This window comes from Specibacter sp. RAF43 (assembly GCF_052114065.1).
In the GTDB taxonomy this organism is placed as follows: Bacteria; Actinomycetota; Actinomycetes; order Actinomycetales; family Micrococcaceae; genus Specibacter.
The window spans coordinates 31,239-45,164 of sequence record NZ_JBFREA010000021.1; the positions used below are offsets into that span (position 1 = coordinate 31,239).

Sequence of the window (13,926 nt, forward strand, 5' to 3'; positions counted from 1 at the left end):
GGCCATGCGCGCGGGCAACTTGGTGCCGGGGTCAGGATAGGCGAGAATGAACAACTGTGACGAGCCATCAAGATGCATTCCAGCCCTTTGCCGTGCCCAGCCTTGCCATCCTCGGTGGCGGCCCCGGCGGTTACGAGGCCGCGATGGTGGCGGCGTCCATGGGCGCCCAGGTCACCGTGATCGAACGGACCGGGCTGGGCGGCTCGGCCGTGCTGACCGACGTCGTGCCGTCCAAGACCCTCATCGCCACGGCCGAATCGATGAATCGCAGCGTGGACTCCGCCGAGCTGGGCGTGAGCTTCAACGCCGCCGACGGAGACCCCAAGACGGCCGTGCACGCGGACCTCTCGAAGGTCAACCAGCGCCTGCTGCGCCTGGCCCGGGAACAGTCCACGGATATCCGCGCCGGCCTGGAGTCCCTGGGCGTGCGCATCATCATCGGCACGGGCAGGTTGCTGGATAACCGCACCATCGAGGTGGACCGCGGCGAGTCCGTGGAGATCGTGAAGGCCGACGCCGTGCTGGTGGCCGTCGGCGCCCACCCGCGCGAGCTGCCCACGGCCCGGCCCGACGGCGAACGCATCCTGAACTGGACCCAGATCTACGACCTTGAGGAACTGCCCAAGGAACTCATCGTGGTGGGGTCCGGGGTGACCGGCGCCGAGTTTGCCTCCGCATTCAACGGCCTCGGCTCAAAGGTCACGCTGATTTCCAGCCGGGAGCAGGTGCTGCCCGGGGAGGACTCCGATGCCGCCGCCGTGCTGGAGGACGTCTTTGCCCGTCGCGGCCTGCGCGTGCTCTCCCAGTCGCGGGCCGAGGCCGTGGAGCGCACTCCCGACGGCGTGGTGGTCACCCTGGGCGACGGCAGCAAGGTCACCGGCACGCACTGCCTGGTCTGCGTCGGGTCCATCCCGAACACGTCCGGCATTGGCCTGGAGGCGGCCGGCGTCGAGCTGACCCCCAGCGGCCACATCAAGGTCGACGGCGTCTCCCGTACCAGCGCCCCCAACGTCTACGCCGCCGGCGACTGCACCGGCGTGTTTGCGCTGGCCTCCGTGGCGGCCATGCAGGGCCGCATCGCGGTCGCCCACCTGGGCGGCGACGGGGTGCGCCCGCTCAAGCTCAACCAGGTCTCCTCCAACATCTTCACCTCCCCGGAAATCGCCTCCGTGGGCGTCTCCGAGGCCGACCTGGACTCCGGCAAGTACCAGGGCGACGTGGTGAAGCTGTCGCTGCACACGAATGCCCGGGCCAAGATGCGCAACGTGGACGACGGCTTCATCAAGATCATTGCCCGCAAGGGTTCCGGCACCGTCATTGGCGGGGTGGTGGTGGGTGCCGGGGCGTGTGAGCTGATCTTCCCGATCGCCCTGGCCGTGACGCAGAAATTGCATGTGGACGACGTCGCCAACACGTTCACCGTCTACCCGTCACTCTCCGGCTCCATCTCCGAGGCCGCCCGCCGCCTGCACGTGCACATGTAGGGCCCCCGCTTCCTGGGCAACTGCCCCGCACTAGATGTCGAAAAACCCCGAGAATTCGGGGTTTTTCGACATCTAGTGCGGGTCAGTCCTCGATGGTGGCCAGGACGGCGCCGGCGGCGACGGTGTCCCCGGCGGCCGCGCCGAGGCCGGTCACGGTGCCGGAGCGGTGGGCCGTCAGCGGCTGTTCCATCTTCATGGCCTCCAGCACCACGATGAGGTCGCCCTCGGCCACCACGTCGCCGTCGGCCACGGCAACCTTGACGATGGTGCCCTGCATGGGGGAGGTGAGTGAGTTGCCGTTCGCCGCGGCCGGTCCGGCACTGCGGCTGCGACCGGACTTCTTCGCCTTCTTGGCCGCGGACCGCTCGCGGTTGGCCGCCAACGACGCCGGCAGCGTCACCTCAAGCCGCTTGCCGCCCACCTCGACGGTCACGCTTTGGCGGGGGCCGGCGTCGTCCGTGGACGCGGCCGGCGTCAACGCCTGGGCGGGGATGGTGTTGTTGAACTCGGTCTCGATCCAGCGGGTGTGGATGCTGAACGCCTCCTCGCCCGCGGGGGCGAATGCGGGGTCGGTGACGACGGCCCGGTCAAAGGGCAGGACGGTGGGGATGCCGCCGATTTCCATCTCGGCCAAGGCCCGCCCGGCCCGCTGCAGCGCCTGGCGGCGGGTGGCGCCGGTGACGACCAGCTTGGCCAGCATGGAGTCGAAGTTGCCGCCGATGACCTCGCCCACCTGGATGCCGGAGTCGACCCGGATGCCGGGGCCGGTGGGCAGCGTCATGGTTGTGACGGTGCCGGGGGCGGGCATGAAGCCCCGGCCGGGGTCCTCGCCGTTGATGCGGAATTCAAGGGAGTGTCCGCGGATTTCCGGGTCGGGGTAGCCGATGTCCTCGCCGCGGGCGAGGCGAAACTGCTCGCGGACCAGGTCGATGCCGGTGACCTCCTCGGAGACGGTGTGCTCCACCTGCAGGCGCGTGTTGACCTCCAGGAAGGAGATGGTGCCGTCGGTGCCGACCAAGAATTCGCAGGTGCCGGCTCCCTGATACTTCGCCTCGGTCAGGATGGCCTTGGATGCCGCGTAGAGCTGGGCGTTTTGCGCCACCGTCAGGAACGGTGCGGGGGCCTCCTCCACCAGTTTCTGATTGCGGCGCTGCAGCGAGCAGTCGCGGGTGGAAATGACGACGACGTTGCCCGCCGCGTCCGCCAGGCACTGGGTCTCGACGTGGCGGGGCGCGTCCAGGAAGCGTTCGACGAAGCACTCGCCGCGGCCAAAAGCGGCAACGGCCTCGCGCACCGCGGATTCGTAGAGTTCGGGGATTTCCTCCCGGCTGCGGACCACCTTGATGCCGCGCCCGCCGCCACCATAGGCGGCCTTGATGGCCAGCGGCAGGCCGAACTCGTCGGCAAAGTCCAGGACTTCCTGGGTGGATGCCACCGGGTTCCTCGTGCCCGGAACCAGGGGGGCGCCCACTTTTTCGGCGATGTGGCGGGCCTGGACCTTGTCGCCCAGCGCGGCGATGGCGGCCGGGGACGGGCCGATCCAGATCAGCCCGGCGTCGATGACCTTTTGGGCGAACTCGGCGTTTTCGGCCAGAAAGCCGTAACCGGGGTGGACGGCGTCGGCGCCGGACTTGTGGGCGGCGTCGAGAATCTTCTCCATGACCAGGTAGGAGTCCGCCGCGGTGGTCCCGCCCAAGGCAAAAGCTTCGCCGGCCATGCGCACATGCAGGGCTTCCCGGTCCGGGTCGGCATACACAGCCACGGAGGCAATGCCCTCGTCGCGGGCCGCCCGGATGATGCGGACGGCAATTTCACCGCGATTGGCGATCAGGACTTTGGTAAGCGGCTGTGAGTTGGTCACACGAAACTCCTTCTATTCTTCCTGCGACTCTAACGCGGTTGTGAGGATTTGGCCCAGATAGCATGCTGTTTCCGCGTGTGATGCGTGGTTCTTTTGTGGGGATCCTACAAATGGGACGTCTTGGGCGGGTGGGCCGTTCCCTGCCGGTCCCGCCGCGGCCTGGGCGCGGGACGCAACGGCAGGGACGTTGTTTCGATGACCTTATGCGGTGAACCCGGCACGAGTTTTGCGCCAGTGGGCCGCGGGCGCAAAACTCGCGGCGAGTGCGGCGCCCGGCGGAACGATTCTTCCGCCATGCGCCGAACCCGCGGCGGGCCCGGCGCCCGATGGCGGGGCTATGCCCACAGCTCCGTGATGGAGACGCCCATTTTGGCCAAGAGCCGGCGCAGCGTGGAGATCGAGAGCCCCACCACCGTGTGCGGGTCGCCGTCGACGCCGCTGATGAAGGCCCCGGCCAGGCCGTCGATGGTGAACCCGCCGGCCACCTGCAGCGGTTCGCCGGTGGCGACATACGCGTCGATCTCGGCGTCGGTCACATCCTCAAAGCGGACCACCGCACTGGTGACCTCCCCGTGCGCGACGGGCGTGCCGGCGTCGTCCAGGGAAATCAGCCAATGGCCGGTGTGCAGCACGCCGGAGGCGCCGCGCATTTGGCGCCAGCGCGCGCGGGCCACCTCGGGCTCCCACGGCTTGCCGTAGGGGACCCCGGAGAGTTCGAACACGGAGTCGCAGCCCAGGACCAGCCCGGTTGAGACGGCGGCGGCGACGGCCTCCGCCTTGGCCCGGGCCAGCAGCAGGGCGGTCTCGGCGGGGGTGCGGGGCCCGGCTGCGGCAGTGGCGGCGTCCTCGTTAACGTCGGAGACCATGACCCGGTGGGTGATGCCGGCGTCGGTGAGCAGTTTGGTGCGGGCGGGGGAGGCGGAGGCAAGGATCAGGTGGGCGTCGGGCGTCATGGTTCCAGCCTACGGGCCCGCAACGAGTGCCGCGGATAGGGCGGCGCCCACGGCCGCCCGCACGGCCCGCCGTCGCGGCGGGCCGGTGACGGGCGGTTCGCGCCTATGCTGGAAGGAGGGACCCGTTCATCCCTGGCGCCAGCCCATGAACGTGTCGTCCGCACCAATTCTTAGCAAGGGATGGAACTATGGAAATCGCCATGGCCGGAGCCATTGTGTTGGCAGTTGTTGCAGTGGTGGTCCAGAAATGGCAGCGCTCACGGAAGTAGAGGCGAGGCTCCGCGGCGCTCGGCTAGGCGGGACCGGCGGGAACGAACCCGTCGACCAGCCGGGAACGGATGAGGAACCGCCGGCCCTCGGGTGATTCCAGCGAGAATCCGCCGCCGCGTCCGGCCACGACATCCACGGTCAGGTGGGTGTGGGACCAGTAGTTGAATTGTTCGCGCGACATCCAAAACTCCAGCGGCCCGCACTCCGGCAGCTCGAAGACTCCGAGCAGGATGTCGGCCTCCGCGGTCAGGAATTCGCCCGCCGGGTAGCACATGGGGGAGGAGCCGTCGCAACAGCCGCCGGACTGGTGAAACATCAGGGGCCCATGCATGCCCCAGAGTTTTTGCAACAATTCAACCGCCGTCCCTGACAGTGCCACCCGGGAGGACGTCTCCCCGGCGATGGTGACGGCGGAATCCAAAATATCTTTCATGTCCTTGCTCGATTCACTGTGGGGCGCCCATGCGCCGGGAACCCGAAGCGGGTGCCCGGCGCACGTGCGCCAAAGGGCCGGCCTAGAAGAAGCCGAGCTTGTCTTCGCTGTAGCTGACCAGCAGGTTTTTGGTCTGCTGGTAGTGGTCCAGCATCATGGCGTGGTTCTCCCGGCCGATGCCGGAGGACTTGTAGCCGCCAAACGCCGCCCCGGCCGGGTAGGCATGGAAGTTGTTGACCCACACACGTCCGGCCTGGATCTCGCGCCCGGCCCGGTAGGCGGTGTTGCCGTTGCGGGACCAGACGCCGGCGCCGAGGCCGTAGAGGGTGTCGTTGGCGATGTGCAGGGCGTCGGCGTAGTCGTCAAACCTGGTCACCGCCAGGACGGGGCCGAAGATCTCCTCCTGGAAAATGCGCATGTCGTTGGTGCCCTCGAAGATGGTGGGCTGGACGTAGTAGCCCTCCGCGAGGTCCCCGGGCAGGATCTTGCGCCCGCCGCCGGTGAGCAGCCGGGCGCCCTCCTGCGTGCCGATGTCCATGTAGGAGAGGATCTTCTCCAGCTGGTCGTTGGAGGCCTGCGCACCCATCTGCGTCTCCGTGTCCAGCGGGTTGCCCTGAATGATCTTTTCGGTCCGGGCAATCGCGTCCGCCATGAAGGAGTCATAGATGGACCCCTGCACCAGCGCCCGCGACGGGCACGTGCACACCTCGCCCTGGTTGAAGGCGTACAGCGTGAAGCCCTCCAGCGCCTTGTCGTAGAACGCGTCATTGTGGTCCGCCACATCGGCAAAGAAGATGTTCGGGCTCTTGCCGCCAAGTTCCAGCGTGACGGGAATCAGGTTCTGGCTGGCATATTGGCTGATGAGCCGGCCCGTGGTGGTCTCACCGGTGAACGCGATCTTGCGGATGCGCTTGCTGGAGGCCAGCGGCTTGCCGGCCTCCACGCCGAAGCCGTTCACGACATTGACGACGCCGGCCGGCAGGATGTCGGCGATCAGTTCCATCAGCACCAGGATGGAGGCGGGAGTCTGTTCGGCCGGCTTAAGCACGACGGCGTTGCCCGCCGCGAGTGCCGGCGCCAACTTCCACACGGCCATCAGGATGGGGAAGTTCCAGGGGATGATCTGCCCCACCACCCCGAGCGGCTCATGGTAGTGATAGGCGGTGGTGTTCTCGTCCAGCTGGGTGAGACGGCCCTCCTGGGCGCGGACCACCGAGGCGAAGTAGCGGAAGTGGTCGGCCGCGAGCGGAATGTCGGCGTTGAGGGTTTCCCGCACGGCCTTGCCGTTGTCCCAGGTTTCGGCGACCGCCAGCAGTTCCACGTTCGCATCGATGCGATCGGCGATCTTGTTCAGCACCGCCGCGCGCTCCGTGGGCGACGTGGCGCCCCACCCCGGGGCCACCTTGTGCGCGGCATCCAGGGCCAGCTCGATGTCCTCGGCCGTGCCGCGGGCCACCTCACAAAACGGCTTGCCGGTGACGGGGGAGATGTTCTCAAAATACCGGCCCTTGACGGGGGCCACCCATTCGCCGCCAATCCAGTTCTCGTAGCGGTCCTTGAACGTGATTTTCGAACCGGGCTGGCCGGGCTGTGCATAAACAGTCATTGCCTAAACTCCTTTGCGCTGGGGGACATCGGCGTCCTTGCCCTGAAGCGTACGGGGAGCTACGTTGCAACCACGTTGCATGGGCGCCTTAGCCCTGCCGGGCCTCCAGATGGGCGACGACGGCCGCCCGCCTGGGTGAGCGCGGCGGCAGCAGGCGAAGGGCACAGTGCCAGGCCTCGGCGTCGTCTGCGGCCTCGGGCAGCTGGAGGTAGGCCAGCACCACGTCCGGGCTGGCGTCGCTGAGGATGGCCTCGCGCAACAGCAGGCCCACCCGGGTGCGCAGGGCCGCGATCTCCGGCGCCTGGGACCGGGGCAGGACCTCGCCGCGGTAGATGCCCAGGGCCAGCCGGTGGGCGCCGCGGTGGAGGTAGTTCAGGACCTGTTCGGCGTCCACCACCAGGGTCCGGGGGAGCCGGTACGGCCGGGACTCGGGGACCAGGCTGGGGTCGTGTTGGTGCAGGAGCCGGCGCAGGCGCACCATTTCGGCCCGGATGCTGGTCAGTGACGTGCCGTCCGGGTATACCATGTCGCTGAGCTCCTCCGCGCTGAGCCCGCCCGGGTGCAGGGCCAGCATGGTGAGGATCTCGGTATGCCGTTCGCTGAGCGTCACGGCGGCGCCGGCAATGTGCAGCACGCCCTGGTCGCGCCCCAGGACCTGCAGGCTGTCGCGGTACAGGGGTCGCGCGCCGCTCTTGGGCGTGCCCGTCCTGGCCGTGCCCGTTGTGGCCGTGCTCATTGTCGCCGGGCCGCGGCGGGCGCCGGCCAGGTATTCCAGGCGCTGGATGCGCAGCTGGGCCTCGGCGGCGGCGACCGTGGCCTGGACCAGGGACAGCGTGTTGGCGCCGACGGCGTTGGCGCCGCCGGTGATGTCCACGATGCCCAGAATGCCCCCGGAGTCCGGGTCGTGGACCGGGACGGCGGTGCAGCTCCAGGAATGCACGGCCGGGTTGAAGTGTTCCGCGCCCATGATTTGCACGCTTCGACCCAGGACCAGGGCCGTGCCGGGGGCGCTGGTGCCCACGGCGGCCTCGGACCAATCCGTGCCCGTGGTGAAGTTGATGTCCTCGCCGTGGCGCCGGGCCGCGGCATCACCTTCCACCCACAGCAGCCGGCCGTGTTCGTCGCCCACGGCGATGAGCAGCCCGGTGTCGTGGCTGGGCAGCACAAGCAGCCGCTGGATCACGGGCATGATCGCGGCGAGCGGGTGGTTGCCCCGGATGTCGACAAGCTCGCGGCGTTCCCACACGATCGGAGGGGTGGCGGCAACCGGGGAGGGTTGACTGGTCAGGGAGCGTTGCCAGGATTCACGCACCAGGGGGCGCAGCCGATCGGGGCGGAACCGGTCCAGCAGGTGCTGCGTCGAGGACATGAACTCTCCCAAACCACGGATGTCGGCGGAGCGGGCACCGGCCCGGGCCCGCTCGATGCCGGGGGTGTGCGCTGTTTCACAGTGTATCCCCCGGCGGCGTGCGGCTAGTGCCGCGGTGCATCGTCAATGAAGGACACCTTCGCCACGTACTGGCGGTACAGCTCGACGGCGTTGTCCGTGGGCAGGTGCCCGAAGGCCAGGGCCGAGACGAGACCGTCCAATTCGGCGCTGCACGCCTCGGCCGCGGTGACTTGGGCGGCCACGGCGTGGGAGTTGGCCAGGTTGGTTGCCAGCGCCGCCGCCAGGGACAGCAGCACGGCGGCCAGGCACAGCACTCGCCAGACGATCGAATCGTCGTGCAGCGAAAAGATGCCCTGGACGGCGCCGGTGAACCGTGTGCCGCCCACGGCGGGTCCGACCGTGAGGACGGCGGCGAGGGCGCTGCCAAAGATGCTGATGTTGATGAGCCGGTTTCGGCGCGGCCGCGCGTCGCGAAGAAACGCCAGAATGCTGGATCGGCGCTGTATTATGTGTGCGGAGAGTTCCTGGCGGGCCTGCGGGTCCTCACTCACGATCTTCCTCCCGGCACCTTGATGGGGCGTTGAGATCCCATTGTGGCAGTCCCGGGGGCGCCTGTATATGGTCGCAAAACGACCACCCGAAGGACCCCGGGGACTACCGGGAGCGGGGTCGAGGGGTTGAATGCAATCCCTCGCCCGCGCCGGCCCGCGCTGCACTGAAGGCCGGCCCGACTCCGGCTATCCTGCCTGGACTTGGTTCGGTGCGGCGAGCTCGGGCGCCGGGGCTGCCTTCTCCGGCCGGGAATCGAGCTTTGCGCCCTCCACATCCACATCCGGGAGGAACTTGTTCAACCATTTCGGGATCCACCAGGCGGAGCGGCCCAACAGGTGCATGGCGGCGGGGATGATGGTCATACGCACCAGGAATGCATCGATCAGCACGCCGAACGCCAGCGCGAAACCGAGCGGGCGCACCATGGTCAGATGGGAGAAGATGAACCCGGAAAACACGCTCGTCATGATGATCGCCGCGGCCGTGACCACGGGGGCCGCATGGGAGAACCCGGTGCGCACCGCCTGTTTGGCGTTCTGCCCGTGGACAAACGCCTCGCGCATGCCGGAGGCGATGAACACCTGGTAGTCCATGGCCAGGCCGAACAACACGCCGATCAGGATGATGGGCAGGAAGCTCAGCACGGCACCCGGGTTGGCGACGTCAAAGATGCCCCCCAGCCAGCCCCATTGGTACACGGCCACCACGCCGCCAAAGGCCGCTACCAGGGACAGCAGGAAGCCGGCGGTCGCCAGGATCGGAACCAGGATGGAGCGAAACACCAGAATCAGCAGGATCAGGGACAGTCCGACGACGATGGCCAGGTAGGGCGGCAAGGCCGCCCCCAACTTGGCGGAGACGTCGACGTTGGCGGCCGTCTGCCCGGTCAGCCCGATCGTGACGTGGTGCTTGGCCGCGATGGCCGCCCCTTCGGCCCGCAGGTCATGCACCACCTGGACCGTGCCGGCGCTCGCCGGTCCCTGCGCCGGGATGATCTGGTACACGGCCGTGCGGAAGTCCTCGCTCACCGCGGCGGGCACCACGGCCTGGACGTTGGGAACCCGGCGCAGCTGGTCGGCCACGTCAAGGTTCAAGGTGGTGGCGCTCGCCTTGTCCAGCCCGGCCGGCAGCGAGCCGACCACCACGATGGGTCCGTTCATGCCCTCCCCGAAGTTCTCCCCGGTGAGGGAGTAGGCCTGGTAGGCGCTGGATTCCACGGGCTCGGAGCCGCCGTCGGGCAGGGCCAGCCGCAGGTCCGCCGCCGGGATGGCGACGATGGCCAGCGCCGCCACCGCGGCAACCACGGCCAGCACGGGGTGCCTGGTCACCAGGGCGCCCCAGCCGCGGCGGCTGTGCCTGATGTCCCTGGCCTCGTCGGCGGCCTTGAGCTGCTCGGCCGACAGGGTGGTGCCGTCCGGTTGGCGTTCGGCGTCCCGGGCCGCCCGCAGCGTCGCATTCTTTGCCCAGGCCCGCCGGGAGATCACGCGGCGGCCCAGCAGTGACAGGAGGGCCGGTGTCAGCGTCAGGGCGATCAGCACGGCCACCGCCACGGTGGCCGCCGCGGCCAGGCCCAGGACCGACAGGAACGGCAGGCCGGTCACGGACAGCGCCGCCAGGGCAATGACGACGGTCAGTCCGGCGAACAGGACGGCGTTGCCGGACGTTCCCGTGGCCTTGGCGATGGATTCGCGCAGCTCCGCCCCGGCGAGCAGCTGCTGGCGGTGCCGGTTGACGATGAACAAGGAGTAGTCAATGCCCACGGCCAGGCCCAGCATGAGGGCCAGCATGGGCGAGATGGTGGACATCTCGATGACACCGGTGAGCGCCATGGTCCCGCCCACGCCGATGCCCACCCCGATGACGGCCATCAGCAGGGGGAGCCCGGCGGCGATCAGCGTGCCCAGCATGATGATCAGCACGGCGGCCGCCACCGCGATGCCGACCACCTCGGCGAGGCCAAAGAGCGCCGAGACGTCCTCGGTGATGTCCTTGCTGAAGGATACGCGCACGCCGCTGCCGTCGAGCGAGTTCAGGGTGTCCTGGACCAGCTTGCGGTTGGCCGGCGCCACGGCGTTCATCGATTCGGTGAACTGGATCTGGACTATCGCCGCCTTGCCGTTCCCGGAGACGAATTTCAGGCCCGACGCCGCCTGGGCCGTGCGCTCGCCGGTGGCAAGCTCTGCCTTGCTCACCGCGAGCTCGGCGACGCCGGCGTCGTACTTAGCCTTGCCCACCGTGTATTTGTCCTGCCCGGCCTGCCATTGGGCCTGGCCGGCATCAAGGCGTGCCTGGGCCGCGGCGAGTTGCGCGGCGCCCGCGGCGGCCTGCGGGGAGCCGGCGGGCACGCCCGCCAGCTGGGCCCGCTGGGCATCCAGCTGGGCCTTTCCGGCGTCAAGTTGGGCCTTGGCGTCGGCCAGCTGCTGCGCGGAGGCGTCGAGGGCCGTCTTGGCGGCCGTCAACCGCGCCGCGCCGTCGGCCAGCTTCGTCTTGCCCTCGGTGATGGTGGCCTGGCCCTTGGCCACGGTGGCGGCGGTTGCGAACGGGTCGATGACGCCCTTGACGCTCGGGACGCTCAGCACCTTCTTCAGGGCGGCCGTGATGGCCTTCTCCTGGGCGGGCGTGAACTTCTCGCCGTTGGTGCTGGTGAACACCACCGAGCCCGAGCCTCCCGAGGCGGCCGGGAGATCGGCCTTGAGCTTGTCCGCCATTTGCTGCGTCTCGGTGCCCGGAATCTGGAAGTTGTTGGACATGGGCCCCATGAACAGCGCCGCGGCGCCGCCCACCAGGCCAATAATGACCGCCCAGGCGGCGATCACCAGCCATGCTCGGTGGGCCGAAAAACGGCCGAGTCGGTAAAGCCAGAGAGCCATGAGTTGTCCTTTGTGGTGAATGCGGGCGCGGGCGGGGCGGAGCCTGGAGGTTAGTTTTGGAAGCCGTTGCGGACCAGGGAGATGGTGCTGCCCAAGAGCCGGTGCAGGTGGGCCAGGGAGGCGGGGGAGGTGTCGGTCCCGTGCTCGCGGAACCACACCTGGAAGGCGGCACGGCAACTGCCGACGACGGCGCCCACCAGGGCATGGATGTACAGTTCGTCGGTGGTCTCGGGCAGGCGGTGCCGGGCGACCTCGGTGATCTTTACGCTGCAGTCCTCCCACGCCTGGAGTTGGAAGCGGCCCAGCTGGGGGTCCTGGGTCAGGGTGAAGGTCTCCGCCAGTGCGGCCAGGTGGTCCGGGCTGTCGACGGCGGTCAGTGCAATCTGCGCCGATTCCAGGAGGGGTTCATCCAGTGGTCGCGCTTCCAGTTCGGTGATCACCGAGTCGAGGTAGCGCTGGGTGAAGCTGGCCACGGCCGCTTCCATGGACGGGTAATAGTTGAAGAAGGTGCGCCGGGACACGCCGGCGGCGGCGGCGACGTCGTCGACCGTGAACTCGCTGAATTTGCGGGTTCGCAGGAAATCGAGGGCGGCGGCGGCGATGGCGTCCCGGGTGGCGGCCTTGTTCAGTTCGCGGCGCGACGGGACGGTGCCGGAAGGGATGCTCATGCCTTTACACTAAGTGCAAGTTTGCACTTTATGCAAGTTAAATTCGTTCCCGGGACGCTACGGGACCGGCGGGTGCTTGGTGAGGTAGGCGGACTGGCCGGTGGCGCCGGGCTGGCCTTCGGGGATCGGGATGGCGAACACCGCCGTGCCGTACGCGCAGACCTCGGTCCAGGTCTGGCCCATTTCGGAGGTATCAAAGCGCGTGGCCACGATGGCGTTGGCGCCCTTTTGTTCGGCCTCGGTGACCATGCGCGCCACCACTTCCTGGCGGCTTTCGTACAGGGCCCGGGTCATCTCGGGCAGCTCGCCGCCGCCCATGGCGCGGAAGCTGGCCGTGAATTGGGCGCCAAGGTGCCGGGAGCGGACGGTCAGGCCCATGACCTCGCCGAAAACGGCGTCAATCCGGTAGCCCGGCAGGTCGTTGGTGGTCACGATGATCATGTGCGTGCCTTTCGTTCGTCCAGCAACGTGGCGCCCGGGCCACCGTGGTGGTGACGATCCTACTGTGCCGGGGCGCCCCGCGGGGGTCAATCGGCAACCGGCCCGCCCGGGTCTCGGTGAATCTCCCGATCGACCTGGTTGCCGTCCGCCAGCAGGGCGAGCAGTCGCCCGAGTTCGGCGGACTGGGCGGGTGTGAGGGCGGCGAGCAGCTCTTCCTCGTGGTCGACGGCCACGGCGCGCAGCCGCCGCAGCATGGCCCGCCCGTCGTTGGTCAGGTGCAGCTCGTAGTTGCGGCGGTCCGTACTGCTGCGCGCCCGCGCAACCAGCCCGCGGGCTTCCAGCGAGTCGATCAACGGCACCACCCGGCTCGGGACGGCCCCGAGCCGGTCGGCCAGGGACCGCTGGCTCAGGCCGGGGCTGTGGCCGAGCAGGCGCAGGGTGCCGGCATCGCTGGGTGTCAGGCCAAGCTCCTTGGTTCGCTGCGCAAACCGGGCGGCGGACAGCGAGCCAAGCTGCGAAAGCAGGAAGGCCGTGCGCCGCGGCGTTCCGGCGGGTTGGATTGCCATGTCTTCATAATACATTCTTGACAGAATGATTCAACAAGTGAATCATTCTAGGAAAGCATCAATGAAGGAGGATGATCTTGCCGTGACCGCAACCTCAATCGGGCCCGTGCCCCCGAGCCGACGGTCGGGCGGCCCGCACCCGGGCCTCCTGGCGGCCGTCAGCCTGGGCATCTTCCTGTTCTCGCTGCTTCTGGCCGGCCTGCTGTCCGGCGGCCAGGTCTTTGTGTCCCCGTTTGCCCCGGCCGCCGACGTGGTGCGGTTCTATCAGCAAAACGTCGCCGCCGCGCGGATTGGGGGCATGCTCCAATTTGGTGCGGCCGTGCCGCTGGGGATCTTCGCGGCCACCGTGTACGCCCGGGTGGTGCGTCTGGGCGTGAAGGTCCCCGGCCCGGCCATTGGCTTCTTTGGCGGCATGGCGGCGGCCCTGTTCCTGATGATCTCGGGCCTGCTGGGCTGGCTGTTGAGCCGGCCGGAGGTCACCGTGGACATCCCGTTGACCCGGGCCCTGGCGTTCCTGGCCTTCGCCGCCGGCGGCGCCGGCTGCGTGGTGGGGCTCGGCCTGCTGGTGGCGGGCCTGGCCGTCCCCGCGCTGATCCTGAGCCTGTTTCCGCGCTGGCTGGCATGGACGGGCCTGGTCATCGCGGCCCTGTCCGAGCTCAGCTTCCTGTCCCTGGCCGTGGAACCGTTGCAGGTGCTGCTGCCCATCGGGCGATTCGCCGGGATGCTGTGGCTGGTTGCCGCCGGCTTCGTGTTGCCGGCGAGCCGGGCCGCGGCCAACCGGGTCCCGGGCGGGAGGGACCCCGGCGCCGCCCGGGCGCGGGCTTAGCGCGGG

The 13,926-nt window shown here is 68.7% G+C and carries 12 protein-coding genes; 2 read left to right on the forward strand and 10 right to left on the reverse strand.

Features of this window, described 5'->3' with window-relative positions; translation table 11 throughout:
• The first annotated feature begins 143 nt into the window (after positions 1-143).
• Complete coding sequence (locus AB4Y80_RS12180) at positions 144-1,484, forward strand: NAD(P)H-quinone dehydrogenase (RefSeq protein ID WP_442214504.1); 1,341 nt, start codon at positions 144-146, stop codon at positions 1,482-1,484.
• Positions 1,485-1,566: 82 nt separating this feature from the next.
• On the opposite strand, the gene AB4Y80_RS12185 is transcribed toward AB4Y80_RS12180, so the two are convergent.
• The 10 genes from AB4Y80_RS12185 to AB4Y80_RS12230 form a co-directional block, all read right to left on the reverse strand.
• Positions 1,567-3,345 carry an acetyl/propionyl/methylcrotonyl-CoA carboxylase subunit alpha gene (locus tag AB4Y80_RS12185; protein ID WP_442214446.1) on the reverse strand — a complete coding sequence of 593 codons (1,779 nt, stop codon included), beginning with the start codon at positions 3,343-3,345 and terminating at the stop codon, positions 1,567-1,569.
• A 335-nt stretch (positions 3,346-3,680) separates the two neighbouring features.
• Positions 3,681-4,298 carry a Maf family protein gene (locus AB4Y80_RS12190; protein ID WP_442214447.1) on the reverse strand — a complete coding sequence of 206 codons (618 nt, stop codon included), beginning with the start codon at positions 4,296-4,298 and terminating at the stop codon, positions 3,681-3,683.
• Between the two features lie 292 nt (positions 4,299-4,590).
• Positions 4,591-5,001, reverse strand: coding sequence for a DUF779 domain-containing protein (locus AB4Y80_RS12195; protein ID WP_442214448.1), 411 nt, complete (start codon positions 4,999-5,001; stop codon positions 4,591-4,593).
• Between the two features lie 82 nt (positions 5,002-5,083).
• On the reverse strand, positions 5,084-6,607 hold the full coding sequence (gene exaC / locus AB4Y80_RS12200) for an acetaldehyde dehydrogenase ExaC (protein WP_442214450.1): 1,524 nt from the start codon (positions 6,605-6,607) through the stop codon (positions 5,084-5,086).
• Between the two features lie 88 nt (positions 6,608-6,695).
• Positions 6,696-7,976 carry a transcriptional regulator gene (locus tag AB4Y80_RS12205; protein ID WP_442214452.1) on the reverse strand — a complete coding sequence of 427 codons (1,281 nt, stop codon included), beginning with the start codon at positions 7,974-7,976 and terminating at the stop codon, positions 6,696-6,698.
• Between the two features lie 104 nt (positions 7,977-8,080).
• Complete coding sequence (locus AB4Y80_RS12210) at positions 8,081-8,548, reverse strand: hypothetical protein (RefSeq protein WP_442214453.1); 468 nt, start codon at positions 8,546-8,548, stop codon at positions 8,081-8,083.
• A 186-nt stretch (positions 8,549-8,734) separates the two neighbouring features.
• The gene (locus tag AB4Y80_RS12215) at positions 8,735-11,419 is read right to left on the reverse strand and encodes an MMPL family transporter (RefSeq protein ID WP_442214454.1); all 2,685 of its coding nucleotides are present in this window, start codon (positions 11,417-11,419) and stop codon (positions 8,735-8,737) included.
• Positions 11,420-11,469: 50 nt separating this feature from the next.
• On the reverse strand, positions 11,470-12,087 hold the full coding sequence (locus AB4Y80_RS12220) for a TetR family transcriptional regulator (protein ID WP_442214456.1): 618 nt from the start codon (positions 12,085-12,087) through the stop codon (positions 11,470-11,472).
• A gap of 57 nt (positions 12,088-12,144) precedes the next feature.
• Positions 12,145-12,528, reverse strand: coding sequence for a YbjQ family protein (locus AB4Y80_RS12225; RefSeq protein ID WP_442214457.1), 384 nt, complete (start codon positions 12,526-12,528; stop codon positions 12,145-12,147).
• Between the two features lie 86 nt (positions 12,529-12,614).
• Positions 12,615-13,094, reverse strand: a complete 480-nt coding sequence (locus AB4Y80_RS12230; protein ID WP_442214459.1) for a MarR family winged helix-turn-helix transcriptional regulator — start codon at positions 13,092-13,094, stop codon at positions 12,615-12,617.
• Positions 13,095-13,176: 82 nt separating this feature from the next.
• Between AB4Y80_RS12230 and AB4Y80_RS12235 the strand changes: the two genes are divergently transcribed.
• Entirely contained in the window at positions 13,177-13,920 is a 744-nt protein-coding gene (locus tag AB4Y80_RS12235; RefSeq protein ID WP_442214460.1) for a hypothetical protein, read from the forward strand.
• Positions 13,921-13,926 lie beyond the last annotated feature (6 nt).

Bases quoted from the DNA above. Each gene is read 5' to 3' on its own strand.
- AB4Y80_RS12180 (WP_442214504.1), top strand. From the start codon at position 144: ATGGTGGCGGCGTCCATGGGCGCCCAGGTCACCGTGATCGAACGGACC.
- AB4Y80_RS12220 (WP_442214456.1), bottom strand. From the start codon at position 12,087: ATGAGCATCCCTTCCGGCACCGTCCCGTCGCGCCGCGAACTGAACAAG.
- AB4Y80_RS12230 (WP_442214459.1), bottom strand. From the start codon at position 13,094: ATGGCAATCCAACCCGCCGGAACGCCGCGGCGCACGGCCTTCCTGCTT.
- AB4Y80_RS12190 (WP_442214447.1), bottom strand. From the start codon at position 4,298: ATGACGCCCGACGCCCACCTGATCCTTGCCTCCGCCTCCCCCGCCCGC.
- AB4Y80_RS12195 (WP_442214448.1), bottom strand. From the start codon at position 5,001: ATGAAAGATATTTTGGATTCCGCCGTCACCATCGCCGGGGAGACGTCC.
- exaC (WP_442214450.1), bottom strand. From the start codon at position 6,607: ATGACTGTTTATGCACAGCCCGGCCAGCCCGGTTCGAAAATCACGTTC.
- AB4Y80_RS12215 (WP_442214454.1), bottom strand. From the start codon at position 11,419: ATGGCTCTCTGGCTTTACCGACTCGGCCGTTTTTCGGCCCACCGAGCA.
- AB4Y80_RS12225 (WP_442214457.1), bottom strand. From the start codon at position 12,528: ATGATCATCGTGACCACCAACGACCTGCCGGGCTACCGGATTGACGCC.
- AB4Y80_RS12205 (WP_442214452.1), bottom strand. From the start codon at position 7,976: ATGTCCTCGACGCAGCACCTGCTGGACCGGTTCCGCCCCGATCGGCTG.